The organism is Natronomonas marina, assembly GCF_024298905.1.
Classification (GTDB): domain Archaea; phylum Halobacteriota; class Halobacteria; order Halobacteriales; family Haloarculaceae; genus Natronomonas; species Natronomonas marina.
Window position 1 is genome coordinate 1 of sequence record NZ_CP101154.1, and the last position, 15024, is coordinate 15024.

At 69.5% G+C, this 15024-nt stretch carries 15 protein-coding genes and 2 pseudogenes; 10 read left to right on the top strand and 7 right to left on the bottom strand.

Going from position 1 to position 15024, the window contains the following annotated elements; all coding sequences use genetic code 11:
• Window positions 1-49: 49 nt before the first annotated feature.
• Window positions 50-1048 (top strand): AAA family ATPase, encoded by a 999-nt coding sequence (locus NLF94_RS00005; protein ID WP_254839411.1) that lies wholly within the window; start codon window positions 50-52, stop codon window positions 1046-1048.
• Between the two features lie 65 nt (window positions 1049-1113).
• Here the strand turns inward: NLF94_RS00005 and NLF94_RS00010 are convergent, their stop codons facing one another.
• Both NLF94_RS00010 and NLF94_RS00015 read right to left on the bottom strand, forming a co-directional pair.
• On the bottom strand, window positions 1114-1512 hold the full coding sequence (locus tag NLF94_RS00010; protein ID WP_254839412.1) for a CBS domain-containing protein: 399 nt from the start codon (window positions 1510-1512) through the stop codon (window positions 1114-1116).
• Between the two features lie 60 nt (window positions 1513-1572).
• Window positions 1573-2535: a methyltransferase domain-containing protein gene (locus tag NLF94_RS00015; protein ID WP_254839413.1), complete on the bottom strand. Its 963-nt coding sequence runs from the start codon at window positions 2533-2535 to the stop codon at window positions 1573-1575.
• A 116-nt stretch (window positions 2536-2651) separates the two neighbouring features.
• Here NLF94_RS00015 and NLF94_RS00020 point away from each other — a divergent pair, with 116 nt between their 5' ends.
• Both NLF94_RS00020 and NLF94_RS00025 read left to right on the top strand, forming a co-directional pair.
• Complete coding sequence (locus NLF94_RS00020) at window positions 2652-3215, top strand: TATA-box-binding protein (protein WP_254839414.1); 564 nt, start codon at window positions 2652-2654, stop codon at window positions 3213-3215.
• A 36-nt stretch (window positions 3216-3251) separates the two neighbouring features.
• Entirely contained in the window at window positions 3252-3602 is a 351-nt protein-coding gene (locus NLF94_RS00025) for a DUF7473 family protein (RefSeq protein WP_254839415.1), read from the top strand.
• A gap of 33 nt (window positions 3603-3635) precedes the next feature.
• Here NLF94_RS00025 and NLF94_RS00030 read toward each other — a convergent pair whose 3' ends face one another.
• From NLF94_RS00030 to NLF94_RS00050, 5 genes are all read right to left on the bottom strand, one after another.
• Entirely contained in the window at window positions 3636-4514 is an 879-nt protein-coding gene (locus NLF94_RS00030) for a hypothetical protein (protein ID WP_254839416.1), read from the bottom strand.
• A 159-nt stretch (window positions 4515-4673) separates the two neighbouring features.
• Entirely contained in the window at window positions 4674-4922 is a 249-nt protein-coding gene (locus NLF94_RS00035; RefSeq protein WP_254839417.1) for a hypothetical protein, read from the bottom strand.
• Between the two features lie 91 nt (window positions 4923-5013).
• Window positions 5014-5880 carry a hypothetical protein gene (locus tag NLF94_RS00040; RefSeq protein WP_254839418.1) on the bottom strand — a complete coding sequence of 289 codons (867 nt, stop codon included), beginning with the start codon at window positions 5878-5880 and terminating at the stop codon, window positions 5014-5016.
• Between the two features lie 65 nt (window positions 5881-5945).
• Window positions 5946-6791: an ATP phosphoribosyltransferase gene (gene hisG, locus NLF94_RS00045; protein WP_254839419.1), complete on the bottom strand. Its 846-nt coding sequence runs from the start codon at window positions 6789-6791 to the stop codon at window positions 5946-5948.
• Between the two features lie 30 nt (window positions 6792-6821).
• Window positions 6822-7190: a hypothetical protein gene (locus tag NLF94_RS00050; RefSeq protein WP_254839420.1), complete on the bottom strand. Its 369-nt coding sequence runs from the start codon at window positions 7188-7190 to the stop codon at window positions 6822-6824.
• A gap of 111 nt (window positions 7191-7301) precedes the next feature.
• Between NLF94_RS00050 and NLF94_RS00055 the strand changes: the two genes are divergently transcribed.
• From NLF94_RS00055 to NLF94_RS21035, 7 genes and pseudogenes are all read left to right on the top strand, one after another.
• Window positions 7302-8597 (top strand): amidohydrolase, encoded by a 1296-nt coding sequence (locus tag NLF94_RS00055; RefSeq protein WP_254839421.1) that lies wholly within the window; start codon window positions 7302-7304, stop codon window positions 8595-8597.
• A 134-nt stretch (window positions 8598-8731) separates the two neighbouring features.
• Window positions 8732-9787 carry a hypothetical protein gene (locus NLF94_RS00060; RefSeq protein WP_254839422.1) on the top strand — a complete coding sequence of 352 codons (1056 nt, stop codon included), beginning with the start codon at window positions 8732-8734 and terminating at the stop codon, window positions 9785-9787.
• A gap of 90 nt (window positions 9788-9877) precedes the next feature.
• Window positions 9878-11158: an adenosylhomocysteinase gene (locus NLF94_RS00065; RefSeq protein ID WP_254839423.1), complete on the top strand. Its 1281-nt coding sequence runs from the start codon at window positions 9878-9880 to the stop codon at window positions 11156-11158.
• Window positions 11159-11267: 109 nt separating this feature from the next.
• Window positions 11268-11465, top strand: a complete 198-nt coding sequence (locus NLF94_RS00070) for a DUF7511 domain-containing protein (protein ID WP_254839424.1) — start codon at window positions 11268-11270, stop codon at window positions 11463-11465.
• A 216-nt stretch (window positions 11466-11681) separates the two neighbouring features.
• Window positions 11682-13193 (top strand): phenylalanine--tRNA ligase subunit alpha, encoded by a 1512-nt coding sequence (pheS, locus tag NLF94_RS00075; protein WP_254839425.1) that lies wholly within the window; start codon window positions 11682-11684, stop codon window positions 13191-13193.
• Window positions 13193-14137: pseudogene (locus NLF94_RS21030) on the top strand (phenylalanine--tRNA ligase subunit beta); the annotation flags it as partial. The gene pheS and the pseudogene NLF94_RS21030, both read left to right, overlap by 1 nt.
• Before the next feature lie 141 nt (window positions 14138-14278).
• A pseudogene (locus NLF94_RS21035) lies at window positions 14279-15022 on the top strand (tRNA ligase subunit PheS family protein); the annotation flags it as partial.
• Window positions 15023-15024 lie beyond the last annotated feature (2 nt).

Genomic DNA, 15024 nt, shown 5'->3' on the forward strand with positions numbered 1-15024 from the left:
GCCGACGCGGAGAGGAGGGCTTTTGCCGGGGCGGGACCGAACCGGAGGCATGGACGCGCCGCTGTGGACGGAGACCCACGCCCCCACGCTGTCGGAGTTGCCACAGCCGGAGGCCCGCGAGGGCCTCCAGCGCGCCGTCGAGGAGCCGATGAACCTCGTCGTCTACGGCCCCCGCGGCGCCGGCAAGACGGCCGCCGTCCGGGCGCTCGCGGCGGCGACCCACGCCGACCCCGACAACGACTTCGTGGAGTTGAACGTCGCGGACTTCTTCGACCGGACGAAGAAGGAGATCCGGTCCGATCCTCGGTTCTCGCAGTTCCTCGAGGGCCGCTCGAAGCTCTCGAAGCGCGACATGATAAGCCACGTCCTGAAGGAACAGGCCTCCTACCAGCCGGTCTCCGGGGATTTCCGGACGGTCCTTTTGGACAACGCCGAGGCCATCCGCGAGGACTTCCAGCAGGCGCTGCGCCGCGTCATGGAGCAACACTACGAGGCGACGCAGTTCGTCATCGCGACGCGGCAGCCCTCGAAGCTCATCCCGCCCATCGAGTCGCGCTGCTTCCCCATCCCGATGCGGGCGCCGACCCACGCCGAGACCGTCGAGGTCCTCCAGCGGGTCGTCGACCGGGAGGGCGTCGACCACGACGCCGACGGCCTCGAGTACGTCGCCGGCTACGGCGACGGAGACCTCCGGAAGGCGCTCCTGGGCGCACAGATGGCCGCCGAAGCCGCCGGCGAGGTGACGATGACGGCGGCCTACGAGGCGCTGGGCGACGTCGGGATGGCCGACGAACTGGAGGCGATGCTCGAGGCCGCCGACGCCGGCGAGTTCGCCGACGCCCGCGACGGTCTCGACGAACTGCTCTACGACGAGGGCTTCGAGGGCGAGGAGGTGCTGCGGGAACTGCTGGAGACCGCCCGCGGCCGCTACGACGGCGAGGAACTCGCCCGTCTCTATCGGCTGGCCGGCGAGGTCGACTTCGAGATGTCGGAGGGCAACGGCGACCGGGTCCACATCGGTCGCCTCCTGGCCGAACTCGGGCGATAGGCGCGACCGTTTTCGGCTCGTTCGTCACCGCTCGCAATCCCGCGGCCTCGCTCCGGTCGGCCGCCCTACTGCTCGGCCGAGCGGCTGGCGATGCTCTCCCTGAGGTCGGTCGAGGAGACGATGCCGACGTAGTCGCCGTCGGTGTCCCGGACCGGGAGGTGGTTGATGCCGTAGTTGGTCATCATCGCAGCGACCTCCTCGAGCCGCATGCCGACGTTTATCGACTCGACGGGCGACGTCATCAGGTCGGCGACGTGGGTCCGTTCGGGGTCGCGCCCCTCCGCGACCGCCCCGATGACGTCGGTGCTCGTGATGATGCCGGTCTCGCCGCCCGGCACCAGCAGGGAACTGATGTTCCGCTCGTGCATGGCGGTCGCCGCCTCGCTGACCGTCGCGTCGCTGGCTATCGTCGCCACCGAGGGCGTCATCACGTCCTCCACCTGGCGGTCGTTATCACTGTCCATGCAGGCGCTTTCGGCGCGAACCGCTTGGCCTTTGTCCTTGCCGCAGCGCTCGCTCGGCCGCTACTCCAGGACGTGGACGAACCGGGTCAACGAGCCGTGGACCCGGCGGTCGAACCGCGCGGTGACGGTCCAGCCGGCGGCCTCGCTGGCCCCGTTCCAGGGCCGGTCGCCGACGAGGACGGCCCGCGGCGCGACGCGGCGGGCCTCGGTCAGGGCGCCCTCGACGAGCGCCACCAGGGAGTCGCTCTCGACCTTCGACTGGCGGCCGTAGGGCGCGTCGACGACGACGCCGTCGAAGGCGTCGGCTTCGAAGGGGAGCCGGGTCGCGTCGCCGCGACAGACCTCGAAGCCGCCGTCGAGATAGTGGGCGAGGTTCCGGCGGGCGCCCGCGGCCATCTTCGCCTGCGCGTCGACGCCGACGACCGAGGCGCCCACGAGGCCGGCCTCGACGAGGATGCCGCCGGTGCCGCACATCGGGTCCAGAATCCGCGCACCGGGGCCGGCCCCGGCGACGTTGGCGAGGGCCCGCGCGTCCATCGGGGCCATGCTCCCCGGCTGGAAGAACGGCCTGTCGGTCGGTCGTCTGGCACCGAATCCGCGAGCGGTCTCGGTCTCCAGCCACCCCAGCGCCGCCGTCTCGGAGAACAGCGCGACGAGCGTGTGGTCGGGGTCGTCGAGGTCGACGGCGAAGCCGCGGTCGACGAGGACCGACCCGAGTCGGCGCTCGGCGGCCTGCGTGTCGACGCCGGAAACTCCCCGGACGTCGCGGGCGCGAACGGCGACGGTGTCCGCCGGCGGGTGGTCGATCGACGCCGCCGACAGCAGCGCGACCGCGTCCTCGACGGTCGACTCGCAGGTGCCGACCAGCCGGCAGACCCGCCGGGTGTAGGCCAGCGTCTCCGGCCGGCGGACACCGCGAGCCGTCGCCAGCCCCGGCGCGAGCGCCTCGACGCCGGAGCCGCGACTGGCGGCCTCCCGGCGCGCGAAGGCGTCGTCGTCGCCGGCCAGCTCCAGCAGGTACACGTCACTCCGTCGCCGCCGCCGGCTGTTAAACGGCGCGGTCGCCCCGCCGGTCGTGCGTCGCCCGGGAAACGACCACCTACATTTATAAAGCTTAAATACGTGTTTTAAGTCGAGTCATGCAGGACCCCAAGGAGACCATCAACATCGAGAACGTCGTCGCCTCGACGGGGATCGGACAGGAACTCGACCTACAGAGCGTCGCCATGGACCTCGAGGGTGCGGACTACGACCCCGAGCAGTTCCCCGGCCTCGTCTACCGGACGCAGGAACCCAAGTCGGCCGCGCTCATCTTCCGCTCCGGCAAGATCGTCTGTACCGGCGCCAAGTCCACCGACGACGTCCACGAGTCGCTCCGTATCGTCTTCGACAAGCTACGCGACCTCGAGATCCAGGTCGACGAGGACCCCGAAATCGTCGTCCAGAACATCGTCACCTCGGCGGACCTGGGCCGGAACCTCAATCTGAACGCCATCGCCATCGGCCTCGGTCTGGAGAACATCGAGTACGAACCCGAGCAGTTCCCCGGTCTCGTCTACCGGCTGGACGAACCCGACGTCGTCGCGCTGCTGTTCGGCTCCGGGAAACTCGTCATCACCGGCGGCAAGAAGCCCGAGGACGCCAAGGAGGCCGTCGACAAGATCGTCTCCCGCCTCGAGGAACTCGGCCTGCTCGACGGGTAGCGACACCTACTCCCGTCACCACCACCTACCGCCCGTATGGTCCCGTTGCAGGCAGAAATCGTCGGCGGCGGCCCGCTCGCGCTCGTCGTCACGTTCCTCGTGGCGACGGCTTTTTCGGCCGTCACCCTCCACCTCGCCGCGCTTTGGGTGCTCGGCGACGAGCCACACCAGCACGCCGTCAAGGCCGCACCCGTCCCCGTCCTCATCGCGATGCTGTTCAGCCAGTACAGCCCCGCACTCATCGCTCCCTTCGCCTTCGTCGGCGCCGTCGCCGCCGTCCGGTACGCCTACGGGCTGACGACCCGTGGCGCGGCGCTGGTCTCGGTGTTCTACTTCGCCATCAGCACCATCTTCGCCTTCGCGTTCGCCAACCTCTTTCTCGTGTAGTCGGTGAGTCGGTACCGGAGGCGCCGTCTGGCCTCACTCGCCCTCCACGAACTCGACCTCCCGCCTGGCGTCGCCGCCGCGCCACCGCAACCGGAGCGACACGCTCTCGTAGTCGTCCTCGAAGACGTCGTCTATGGTGTGCAGGCGAGAGGTGGATTCGGTCCCGTCGGGAGGGACCTGAAACGCGATGCGGGGCCCCACCATGACGAGCGGCCCGGCGTAGTGGATACCGGCGACGAAGGTGCCAGGGACGTCGGCGGTGTTGCGGACGGTGACGGTCGAGACCGCTGCCTGCTCGACTGCCTCCACCCGGGATACCCGGTAGGACGCCTCGAACGTTGCCGGGGGGCGTCGCAGTTTCCGGACGAGGTTCTCGTCGAACTCGTGGCGGCCGCCGTCCCAGGACAGCGCGACGCGCTCGTCGTCCAGCGGCTTCGGGAGGCGGGCAGCGAGCCAGCCGGCCCGCCCGATTCGCCCACGACCGTAGGCCCGTCCGAAACCCGCCAAGATACCGCTCCACCCCCCGACATCGGTAGTCGTCTCGTACGTCGCCGTCGGCGTTTCGACGGTGAAGGTGTCCGGCGCTGGCCCGTTCTCCTCGGTGACGATTTCCACGACTATCCACTGGGTGTCACGGCTGCCATACACCCGGTAGGAGTCGGGCGTGTTCGTGTCGACGAGTTCCGGGCGGACCGTCGTGTCGTACACGACCGCCGCTCCGCTCTCATCGGTCGGTGTCCGCGTCTCAGTCGCCGTGGCAGTCCCGGGCGGGGTCCCAGTCGGGGTCTCCGTGTCCGTCCTCGTTGGCGTGCCGTCGCCGTTCTCTCCAGTCCGGAACGAACAGCCGGACAGCGCGACGCCGGCAGCCGTCGCACCGAGTGACCTGAGGACCCGTCTGCGTGTCGGTCTCACACCTCCCGGAACACGCCCGCTGTTTGAGTATCTTTTGCAAAAAAGAGTGCGGATTTTATCCCCGTTTCTGGCGGTCGGAAAACGGCGAAACAGCAAAAAGGCGGTCGGTGTGGCTGCTATCGGAAGTCGGCGCGGTCGTGGAGGGCCGAAGCGGGGGTTCTACCGGGGGTCGGCACGCGCCTCGCGGGCGAGGCGGGGCCGACGCGTCTCGGTTCGGGTCGCCGGCCGGCGACGGTACGCCTCGCGGACGACCAGTGCCGCGACGCCGACCGCGACGGTCACGATCGGGTACGCCGCCAGGAGCACCGCCCCGACCAGCGCCGCGACGACGCCGACCGCCGTGAGCGCGACCACCCTCGTGCCGTGTTCGTCCGTCCGTTTCCGCCGTGGTGTTCCGGTCCGTCTCATCACATCCGGTAGTACGGACCGATGGCCCTTAACCCTAATCTGAATGATATTTCTGTAGGCGGGTTTACTGAAATTCGTTTCAGTAGTCGGTTCAGGGTCGTTCGACGTCGACCTCTCTCGTGGTCCGTTGCTCGTCCCACACGAGATGGAGTCGCATCCGGGGGTCCTCGCGGTCGTCGAGGCTCTCGTCGAGTTCGTGGGTGAACTCCCAGGTGGCGCTGTCGCCGGCCTCGACGTCGAGGACGACGGCGGCCTCGGGCGCGTAGGCGACGAGCGGCCCGACCCGGTTCAGCGCGCCGACGAAGGTGCCGTCGACGTCGCCGACGTTCTCGGCGGTGACGGTCGCGGTCACCGTGTCGCCGATGGCCGCCGACTCGGGCGCCTCGAAGCCGACCTGGAACTCGGCCGGCGGCCGCCGGAGCCGTTCCAGGACGGGGTCGTCGAACTCGTGGCGGCCGCCGTCCCAGGTCAGCGCGGCGCTTTCGGCCTCCAGCGGCTTCGGGAGGCGGGCGGCCAGCCACCCCGAGTCGCCGTCCTCGGGGTCGTAGGCCGTGTCGAACTCCGCGAGGAAGCCGTTGCCCTCGCCGACGTCCGTCACGACGCCGTGGGTCTCGTCGCCGGCCTCGACGGCGAAGGAGTCGGGCGGGTGGGCCTCGGGGCTCTCCACGGACAGTTCGACGACGACGTACTGCTCGTTCCGGCCGCCGTAGGTCCCGTAGGAGTCCGGACTGTTCCGCGTCACCAGTTCGGGTCGCACGCTCACCGCGTCGACCGTCACGCCGTCCGCGTCGGTGTCGGGTCCGTCCCCGTCGTCCGTTCCGTTTCCGTCGTCGGTGCCGGTCCCGTCGCCGTCCTCGGTCGGCACCTCCTGGCCGTCGCCGGAGAGACAGCCGGCCGCCGTCGCGGCGACGGCCGACGCGCCGAGCGCCCGGAGCGTCCGTCTGCGTGTCGCGTCCATGCCCGGTCCTACCGGGGTCGGCACCGAGTCCCTTGTGATAACTCAAACGGCCGTTTCACAGACGGCTACGGGACCAGCCGCTCGATTTCGGTCACGAGGATGTCGCTCGCGCCGGCCGCCTTGAGGTCGGGCACCACCTCGAAGATCTCCCGCTCGTCGACGACGACGTGGACGGCGACGTGGTCGGTGCCGGCGACGTCCATCACGGTCGGCCCGCCCATGCCGGGAATGACCTCCTCGACGTCCTCGAGGGCGTCCTCGGGGACGTTCATCATCAGGTAGCGCTTGCCGTCGGCGTCCAGCACCGACCGGAAGGCGGTCTTCACCTGCCGGACCTTCGGGTCGTCGGCGACGTCGGGGTGGGCGAACAGCCGGACCGACGACTCCAGCACCTCGTCGACGACCGACAGCCGGTTCATCCGGAGGGTCGTGCCCGTGGAGGTGATGTCGACGATGGCGTCGGCGATGTCGACGTGGGGGGTCAACTCCGTCGCGCCGGACACCTCGACGATGTCGGGTTCGACGCCGAGGTCCCGGAAGTACCGTTCGGTGATGCGGGGGAACTCGGTGGCGACGGTCCCGCCGGCCAGTTCCTCGGGGGCGGTGACGCCGCCGTCCTCGGGCGAGGCCAGCACCAGCCGACACCGGCCGAACTCCAGGTCGAGCAGGTCGACCAGTTCGACGTCGGACTCCCGTGCCTGGTCCAGTCCCGTGACCCCGAGGGCGGCCGCGCCGTCGGCGACGTACTCGGGGATGTCGGCGGCGCGGGCGAACAGCAGCGACACCTCGGGGTCGACGGTGTCGGCGTAGAGCTTCCGGTCGGCGCCGTCCTGGACGTGCAGGCCGGCGCGCTCGAGCAGGTTCAACGCCGGGTCGTGCAGGCGCCCCTTGTTGGGCACGGCAACGTGCATACCCCCGGTTGTGGGGGGCGGGCCTTTGCCCTATCGGACGCCACCGAATCGCTCACGAAGCGCGTCGGTCCCGTAGCCGACGCCGGCGACGAGGAACGTCGACAGCGACAGGAGGAACAGGCCGACCGCCACCTCGAGCAGCGGGACGGTCGCGGTGACGGCCGTGCTACCGGTCCCGGCAGCGAGCAGGTAGAAGACGAACGTCAGGAGGAAGCCGCCGAAGGAGGCCAGTCCCGCCGCCCCGCCGTAGCGGAGCAACCGGACGCCGAGGGCGTCTTCCGGGAACAGCGACTCGGCGTGGAGCCTGAGCGCGTGACGGTACCAGAGATAGGCGACGAGAAAGAGGCTGCCGGCGACCACCGTCAGGAGGAGACAGACCGGCAACAGCCACGCCATCATTGATGGCCGTTTTCCGTCGGCCGTCAAAAAGGCGCCCCCGGAATCGAGCGATGAGGCCGCCGCCGGCGCCGTGTCGGCAGTTTCAATCCCCCGGTGGGCGAACGGCGCGGCATGGAGACACTGGCGATATCGGGCGGGCACGTTCTCGCGCCCGACCTGACGGTCACCGAGGCCGACGTGGTGGTCGACCGGGAGCGGGGCCGCATCGTCTCGGTCGGCGACCCGGCCGACGGTCCCGACGAGACGCTCGACGCCGACGGCTGTCTCGTCGTTCCGGGGCTGGTCAACGCCCACTGTCACGTCGCGATGACGCTCCTTCGCGGCTACGCCGACGACAAGCCGCTGGACCCCTGGCTGCAGGAGGACATCTGGCCGGTCGAGGCCGCCCTCGAACCCGAGGACGTGCGGGCCGGCGCCCGACTGGGCCTCCTCGAGATGATACGCAACGGCGTGACCGCCTTCGGCGACATGTACTTCCACGTCCCGGAGGTGGCGGCGGCCGTCGAGGAGGCCGGCCTCCGTGCCCGACTCGGCCACGGCATCGTCACCGTCGGCAAGGACGACGCCGACGCCCGCGCCGACTTCGAGGAGGGTCTCGCCGTCGCCCGCGAACTCGACGGCGCCGCGGACGGCCGAATCCGGACCGCGCTGATGCCGCACTCGCTGACGACGGTCGACGGCGACCTCCTCGCGGAGTTCGTCCCCCGCGCCCGCGATGCGGGCGTTCCGGTCCACTACCACGCGAACGAGACCGAAGCCGAGGTGACGCCGATCGTCGAGGAGCACGGCGCCCGGCCGCTGGAGTACGCCGACGACCGGGGGCTGCTGGCTGCCGGCGATTTCATCGCTCACGGCGTCCACCTCGACGGGGCCGAGATCGAACTGCTCGCCGACCGCGAGGTGGGCGTCGCCCACTGTCCGGCCTCGAACATGAAACTCGCAAGCGGCATCGCACCCGTCCAGCGACTGCTGGACGCCGGCGTCACGGTCGGTCTCGGGACCGACGGCGCCGCCTCGAACAACGACCTCGACGTCCTCGACGAACTCCGGGACGCGGCGATGGTCGGGAAACTCGCGGCCGACGACGCCAGCGCGGTCCCGGCCGGGGCGGCCGTCCGGGCGGCGACCGGGGGCGGCGCCGACCTGCTCGGGTTCGAGGCGGGCCGCATCGAGGAAGGTGCGCCCGCCGACCTCGCTGTCGTCGACTTCGAGGCGCCGCACCTCACGCCCGCACACGACCTCGTCAGCCACCTCGCGTACGCCGCCCGGGGGTCGGACGTCCGCCACACCGTCGTGGGGGGCGACGTGCTGATGCGGGACCGGGCGGTCGTTCCGTTCGACGCCGGCGCGGTTCGACGGGAGGCCGAGCGGCACGCGCGGGCCGCGATCGACCGGGCGTCAGAATAGCGGATTAAACGACGAGAATCGTTTTTGAATCTTCTAAACGAATCTGAAAGTCTCTATTCGAGACGCAAACCCGGGTGAACTCCCTGAACGAGATACCCCCTTTATCGAGGAATCGTTCCTGTGGTCGAGGTGAGATGAGTTCGAAACAGCGCATCACGGCGGTCGCACTGGCGGCACTCCTGGTGCTGTCGGTGGTCGGCCCCGCCTTCGCGGTCGCACAGACGGAGACGGAGACCGACGGCGACCTGACGATGGACGTCAGGGACGCCGGTAACGACACCGTGGTCATCGTCGTCGAGGACGCGAACGGCTCCGTCGAAGGAGCCACCGTGACGGTGTCGGCCGTCGAGGACACCGACGACGAAGACGAGAACGAGACGGACGACGAGAACGAGACGGACGACGAGGAGGTCAACGAGACCGACACGGACGACGACGAGACGGTCGACGACAACGAAACGTCGGACAACGAGACCGACACGGACGAGGACGATCTCAACGAGACGTCGGACAACGAGACCGACACGGACGACAACGAGAGCGTCTACGAGGGCACGGGCACGTACACGACGGACGAGAACGGCACCGTCGAGATTCCGGCCCCCGACGAGGGCGTTCGCCTGGAGATAAGCGTCGAGGACGGCAACCGGACGACGACCTCGGAGGTCACGCTGAACGATGGCGCGACCGTTCCGTTCGGTCAGCGCGTCTCGCTGTTCGTCCAGCAGCTCCTCGAAGGCGACAGCAACGAGAGCGTCGGACAGGCCATCGCGGACTTCGTCCGGGAGAACAACCCCGGCAACGCGCCCGACCACGCCGGTCCGCCGGAGGACAAGGGCGGCGAGAACGGCGAGCGCGGTCCGCCGGAGGACGCCGGTAACGAGAGCGACGACGAACGCGGCCCGCCCGAGGACCGCGGACCGAAGGACGGCGAGCGTGGCCCGCCGGAGGACGCGGGTAACGAGAGCGACGACGAGCGCGGTCCGCCGGAGGACCGTGGCCCCGAGGACGGCGAGCGTGGCCCGCCGGACGACCGCGGCGATGACGAAGAGAGCGAAGAGGACGACACCGAAGAGAGCGAGGACGACGAAGAGGACGACAGTGAGGAGAGCGAAGAGGATGACGAAGACGACGAAGAGAGCGACGACGAGGAGGCCGACGACGACGAGACGCCCGGCAACGGCGCCTGACGCCGTTCGGTTTCACTGACGCGCGACGTTCCCTTCTGCGGTTCGTCCCGTTGCGGTAGCGTTTTCCCGCGTTCGCCCCTCGTGGCGGACATGACCCACCCGACGATAACCGAACAGCTCGACGACCCCGCGAGCGCCCGGGAGTCCGGGCGGAAGAAGATAGCCTGGGCCCGCCAGCACATGCCAATCATGACGGCCATCGAGGGGGAGTTCGCCGCCGAGAAACCGCTCTCCGGCGAGGTCGTGGCGATGGCGATGCACGTCGAGGCCAAGACCGCGGTCCTGACGGAGGTGCTCGCGGCGGCCGGCGCGGAGGTCGCTATCACGGGCTGTAACCCACTGTCGACCCACGACGACGTGTCGGCGGCGCTGGACGCCGTCGACGGCGTCACCTCCTACGCGAAACACGACGTCGACGACGAGGAGTACTACGCTGCCATCGAGGCGACCATCGACCACGAACCGACCATCACGGTCGACGACGGCGGCGATCTGGTGATGGCCATCCACGAGGACTACCCCGAACTCATCGACTCCATCGTCGGGGGCTGCGAGGAGACGACGACGGGCGTCCACCGCCTCCGGTCGATGGACGACGACGGCGAGTTGAAGTACCCGATGTTCGCCGTCAACGACACGCCGATGAAGCGGCTGTTCGACAACGTCCACGGGACGGGCGAGGCGACGCTGTCGAACATCGCGATGACGACGAACCTCTCGTTTGCCTCCAAGACGGTCGTCGTCGCGGGCTACGGCTACTGCGGGCGCGGCGTCGCCAAGAAGGCGAAGGGACAGAACGCCCACGTCGTCGTCACGGAGGTCGAACCCCGCCGGGCGCTTGAAGCCCACATGGAGGGCTACGAGGTCTGTACGATGGCCGAGGCCGCCGAGAAGGGCGACGTCTTCGTCACGACGACGGGCAACCGCGACGTCATCGTCGAAGAGCACTTCGAGCGGATGTCCGACGGGGTCGTGCTGGCCAACGCCGGCCACTTCAACGTTGAAATCGACCTCGACGCCCTCGAGGACCTCGCGGCGTCGCGCCAGGAGGTCCGGGATGGTATCGAGGAGTTCCGGATGGACGACGGCCGCCGCATCAACGTGCTCGCGGACGGCCGCCTGGTGAACCTGGCGTCGCCGGTCGCCATGGGCCACCCCGTCGAGGTGATGGACCAGAGCTTCGGCGTCCAGGCCGTCTGCGTCCGCGAGATGGTCGAACACAGCGACGAGTACGGCCCTGGCGTCCACGAGGTGCCCGACGAACTGGACCGCGAGGTGGCCGAAATCAAACTCGCCGCCGAGGGCGTCGAGATAGACGAACTGACCGACGAGCAGACCGAGTACATGGACAGCTGGCAGCACGGGACCTGAAACGGCCGAAAACGGCTCGAAACGTCCCGAAAACGATTGAATTCGCGGCAACCGTCGTCCCGGTTGAAGGTGGTCGGGCCTCTCTTCACGCCCGGAGGAGAACTCACCGATGTCGACCACCGACCACGACGCCGACCGGCCCCTGCGACGGGCGGACCGACCGCCGCTGTGTGCGAGCCTGACCACCGTCGAGGACGGCCTGCTCCAGTGCACGCTGCACCCGCCGGACCCCGACGAGGCGGCGGCGACGACCCGCTGGCTGACCGCCGAGCAGGGCTCGTTCGTGGACGCCGGCTCGATGCGGTGAGGGGCGGACACAACGCTTTTGTTCCCGAGCGGCAATCGGTCGCACATGGCACCCGAACCCGCCACGGACGGCGTCGCTTCCGACCGCCCCGTCGCTGTCGGGTTCGGCTTTTTCTCGCCGTAGACGGGGTGGACCCGGCCGACCCCGAGCGGTCGGCCGGAGAAACCCCGTCGTCGAGTCGGAACCGCTAACAGCCAGCCGCCTACACATCCGCCAATGAGACTGCCCGACACGCAGGTCGCGCTGCTTCGAGCCGCCAGCGCGACCGAGACGAAGACGATCGCACAGCTCGCCGAGGAACTCGAGGAAGACCCCGCCGCCGTCACCGGAGCCGCCTTCGAACTCGAATCGGCGGGCCTGCTGGAGGTCGACGAACACGTCGCCGAGGAACTCTCGCTGACCGAGGAGGGCGAACGCTACCTCGAGGACGGCCTGCCGGAGCGCCGCCTCTACGAGGCCGCCATCGAGGCCGGCGCCGACGAGGAACCCGTCGAGATGGGCCGTCTCGTCGGTGCCTCGGGCCTCGAGGGCGGGGCGGTCGACATCGCGCTGACGAACTTCGCCCGGAAGGGTCTCGGCGATATCGACGGCGGCGAGGTCGTCGCCGACCCCGACGCGGGCGGCGACGACCCCGAAGTCGAGGCGCTGTCGGCTGTCGCCGACGGCTCTGCGGGCTACCACGACGCGGGCGTCCTCGAGCGCCTGGAGTCCCGCGGACTCGTCGAGCGGACCGAGACGACGGTCCGGTCGGTGACGCTGTCCGACGACGGCGTCACCGCGCTGATGGAGGGCGTCGAGGTCGCAGAGACGGTCGGCGCCGTCACGCCGGAGTTGCTCACCTCCGGCGAGTGGGCCGACGTCGAGTTCGCCGAGTACAACGTCGAGGCCGACGCCGAGACCATCGACGGCGGCAAGAAGCACATCCTCCGACAGACCGCCAACCGCGTCAAGGACGTCCTCGTCGGCATGGGCTTTTCGGAGATGGAGGGCCCCCACGCGGACGCGGACTTCTGGATAAACGACTGTCTGTTCATGCCGCAGGACCACCCGGCGCGGACCCACTGGGACCGCTTCGCGCTGGACGTGCCGGCGATGGAGGGAGAGGACCTGCCGGAGGGACTCGCCGACCGCGTCGAGGACGCCCACCGCAACGGCGTCGGCGAGGACGGCGACGGCTACCACTCGCCGTGGAGCGAGGAGTTCGCCCGCGCGATCGCGCTGCGGGGCCACACCACGTCGCTGTCGATGCGGTACCTCTCGGGTGAGGCCGTCGGCGAACTGGAACCGCCCCAGCGGTACTTCAGCGTCGAGAAGGTCTACCGCAACGACACGCTGGACCCGACCCACCTGCTGGAGTTCTTCCAGATCGAGGGGTGGGTGATGGCCGAGGAGCTGTCTGTCCGGGATTTGATGGGCACGTTCACCGAGTTCTACGAGCAGTTCGGCATCACCGACCTCGAGTTCAAGCCGCACTACAACCCCTACACGGAGCCGAGTTTCGAGCTGTTCGGCAAGCATCCCGAGACGGGCGAACTCATCGAAATCGGCAACTCGGGCATCTTCCGCGAGGAGGTGCTCCGGCCGCTGGGCGTCGAGTGCGACGTGATGGCCTGGGGGCTGGCGCTCGAGCGACTGCTGATGCTGATGTACGGCTTCGAGGACATCCGGGACGTCCACGGGACGCTGTGTGACCTCGACCTCCTGCGGAACGTGGAGGTGGTGTACTGATGCCCGTCGTCGACGTCGATCCCGACGAACTGCGGCGGCTCACCGGCCACGAGGAGAAGGACGACGAGGAACTGAAGTCGGACCTCTTCGCGCTCGGCCTGGAGTTCGAGGGCGAGACCGAGGACGGCGAGTTCGAACTGGAGTTCGCGCCCGACCGGCTGGACCGCCTCTCCGTCGAGGGCATCGCCCGCTCGCTGCGCTACCAGTACGGCGCCGACCGCGGCGTCTACGTCCCGGACTGCAACGACGCCGAGTGGACCATCGAGGTCGAGGGGTCGGTCCCCGACGAGCGGCCCTACGTCACCGGCGCCGTCGTCCGGGGGCTGGACCTCGGGGAGGCGGAACTGGAGTCGCTCATCCAGTTGCAGGAGAAACTCCACGCGACGATGGGCCGCAAGCGCGCGAAGGGCGCCATCGGCGTCCACGACCTGGCGATGCTGAAGCCGGCCGGCGAGGACGGCGACAAGCGCATCGTCTACCGGGGCGTCGACCCCGACGGGGACACCTTCGTCCCGCTGGACGACGACGCCGAACGGACGCCCGCGGCGGTGCTCTCCGGGCACCCCATCGGGGACAAGTACGGCGACCTCGTCGCGGACCTGGACCGCTATCCGGCCATCTACGACGACATCGGCCTGTTCTCGTTCCCGCCGGTCATCAACGGCCGCCGGACGGAGGTCGAGGCCGGCTCCCGGGACCTGTTCGTCGAGATGACCGGCACCGACCAGTGGACCATCGACCGGATGCTCGCCATCGTCTGCTACGCCCTGGACGCCCGCGGCGGCCGAATCGAGGCGGTCGACGTCGAGTACGCCGACCGGACGCTCCGGCGGCCGGACCTCTCGACGGACACGAAGACGGTCGGCCACGACCGCATCGAGTCGACGCTCGGCATCGACGTCGCGGGCGAGGAGGTCGTCGACCTGCTGGAGCGGTCCGGGCTCGGGGTGACGACCGACGACGGCGCCGGCGGCACCGGCGGCACCCCTGCCGACGAGGTCGAACTGGAGGAGGTGCCCACCCGGACGACCGAGACTGCCTCCGTCGCGGGGACCGACGCCGACACGGACGCCGACACCGACACTGACGACGACGGCCTCACCTACGAGGTCGAGGTTCCGCCGTACCGCGTCGACGTGCTGCACCCGATGGACGTCGTCGACGACGTGGGCCGGGCCTACGGGTTCAACGACCTCGAACCGCGGTACCCCGACGTCTCGACGGTGGGCGGTCGCCACGAAACGTCGCGGCTGGAGGACGCCGCCCGCGACGCGCTGGTCGGACTCGGCTTCGAGGACCTGCTGAACTTCCACATGACGAGCGAGGCCGAACTGTTCGACCGGATGGGGCTGTCGCCGGACGACGATGCCGTCGGCGCCCGCGAGCCGCCGACCATCACTGGCCCCTACAGCGAGGACTACACCGTCGTCCGGACGTGGGCGCTGCCGTCGCTCATGATGGTCCTGGAGAACAACACCCACCGCGCGTACCCGCAGGACCTCGCCGAGATCGGGCTGGTCGCCGCCGAGGACGACGACGAACCGACGCACGTCGCCGAGCACCGTTCGGTGGCCGGCGTCGTCGCGCGACACGACGCCTCCTACGAGGACGCGAAGGCACGCCTGCAGGCGCTGGCCCGCGCGTTCGACGCCGACCTGTCGACGCCGCCGACCGACCACCCCTCCTTCATCGACGGCCGGACCGCCGAGGTCGTCCTGGACGGCGAGTCGGTCGGGGTCGTCGGCGAGGTCCACCCACGCGTGCTGGTCGAACACGACCTGGAAGTGCCCGTGGCCGGCTTCGAGTTCCGGCTTGACGCGCTCCGGTAGTC

Coding starts and splice junctions, on each gene's coding strand:
- NLF94_RS00005 (WP_254839411.1), top strand. CDS start 50: ATGGACGCGCCGCTGTGGACGGAGACCCACGCCCCCACGCTGTCGGAG.
- NLF94_RS00010 (WP_254839412.1), bottom strand. CDS start 1,512: ATGGACAGTGATAACGACCGCCAGGTGGAGGACGTGATGACGCCCTCG.
- NLF94_RS00020 (WP_254839414.1), top strand. CDS start 2,652: ATGCAGGACCCCAAGGAGACCATCAACATCGAGAACGTCGTCGCCTCG.
- NLF94_RS00025 (WP_254839415.1), top strand. CDS start 3,252: ATGGTCCCGTTGCAGGCAGAAATCGTCGGCGGCGGCCCGCTCGCGCTC.
- NLF94_RS00035 (WP_254839417.1), bottom strand. CDS start 4,922: ATGAGACGGACCGGAACACCACGGCGGAAACGGACGGACGAACACGGC.
- NLF94_RS00040 (WP_254839418.1), bottom strand. CDS start 5,880: ATGGACGCGACACGCAGACGGACGCTCCGGGCGCTCGGCGCGTCGGCC.
- hisG (WP_254839419.1), bottom strand. CDS start 6,791: ATGCACGTTGCCGTGCCCAACAAGGGGCGCCTGCACGACCCGGCGTTG.
- NLF94_RS00050 (WP_254839420.1), bottom strand. CDS start 7,190: ATGATGGCGTGGCTGTTGCCGGTCTGTCTCCTCCTGACGGTGGTCGCC.
- NLF94_RS00055 (WP_254839421.1), top strand. CDS start 7,302: ATGGAGACACTGGCGATATCGGGCGGGCACGTTCTCGCGCCCGACCTG.
- NLF94_RS00060 (WP_254839422.1), top strand. CDS start 8,732: ATGAGTTCGAAACAGCGCATCACGGCGGTCGCACTGGCGGCACTCCTG.
- NLF94_RS00065 (WP_254839423.1), top strand. CDS start 9,878: ATGACCCACCCGACGATAACCGAACAGCTCGACGACCCCGCGAGCGCC.
- NLF94_RS00070 (WP_254839424.1), top strand. CDS start 11,268: ATGTCGACCACCGACCACGACGCCGACCGGCCCCTGCGACGGGCGGAC.
- pheS (WP_254839425.1), top strand. CDS start 11,682: ATGAGACTGCCCGACACGCAGGTCGCGCTGCTTCGAGCCGCCAGCGCG.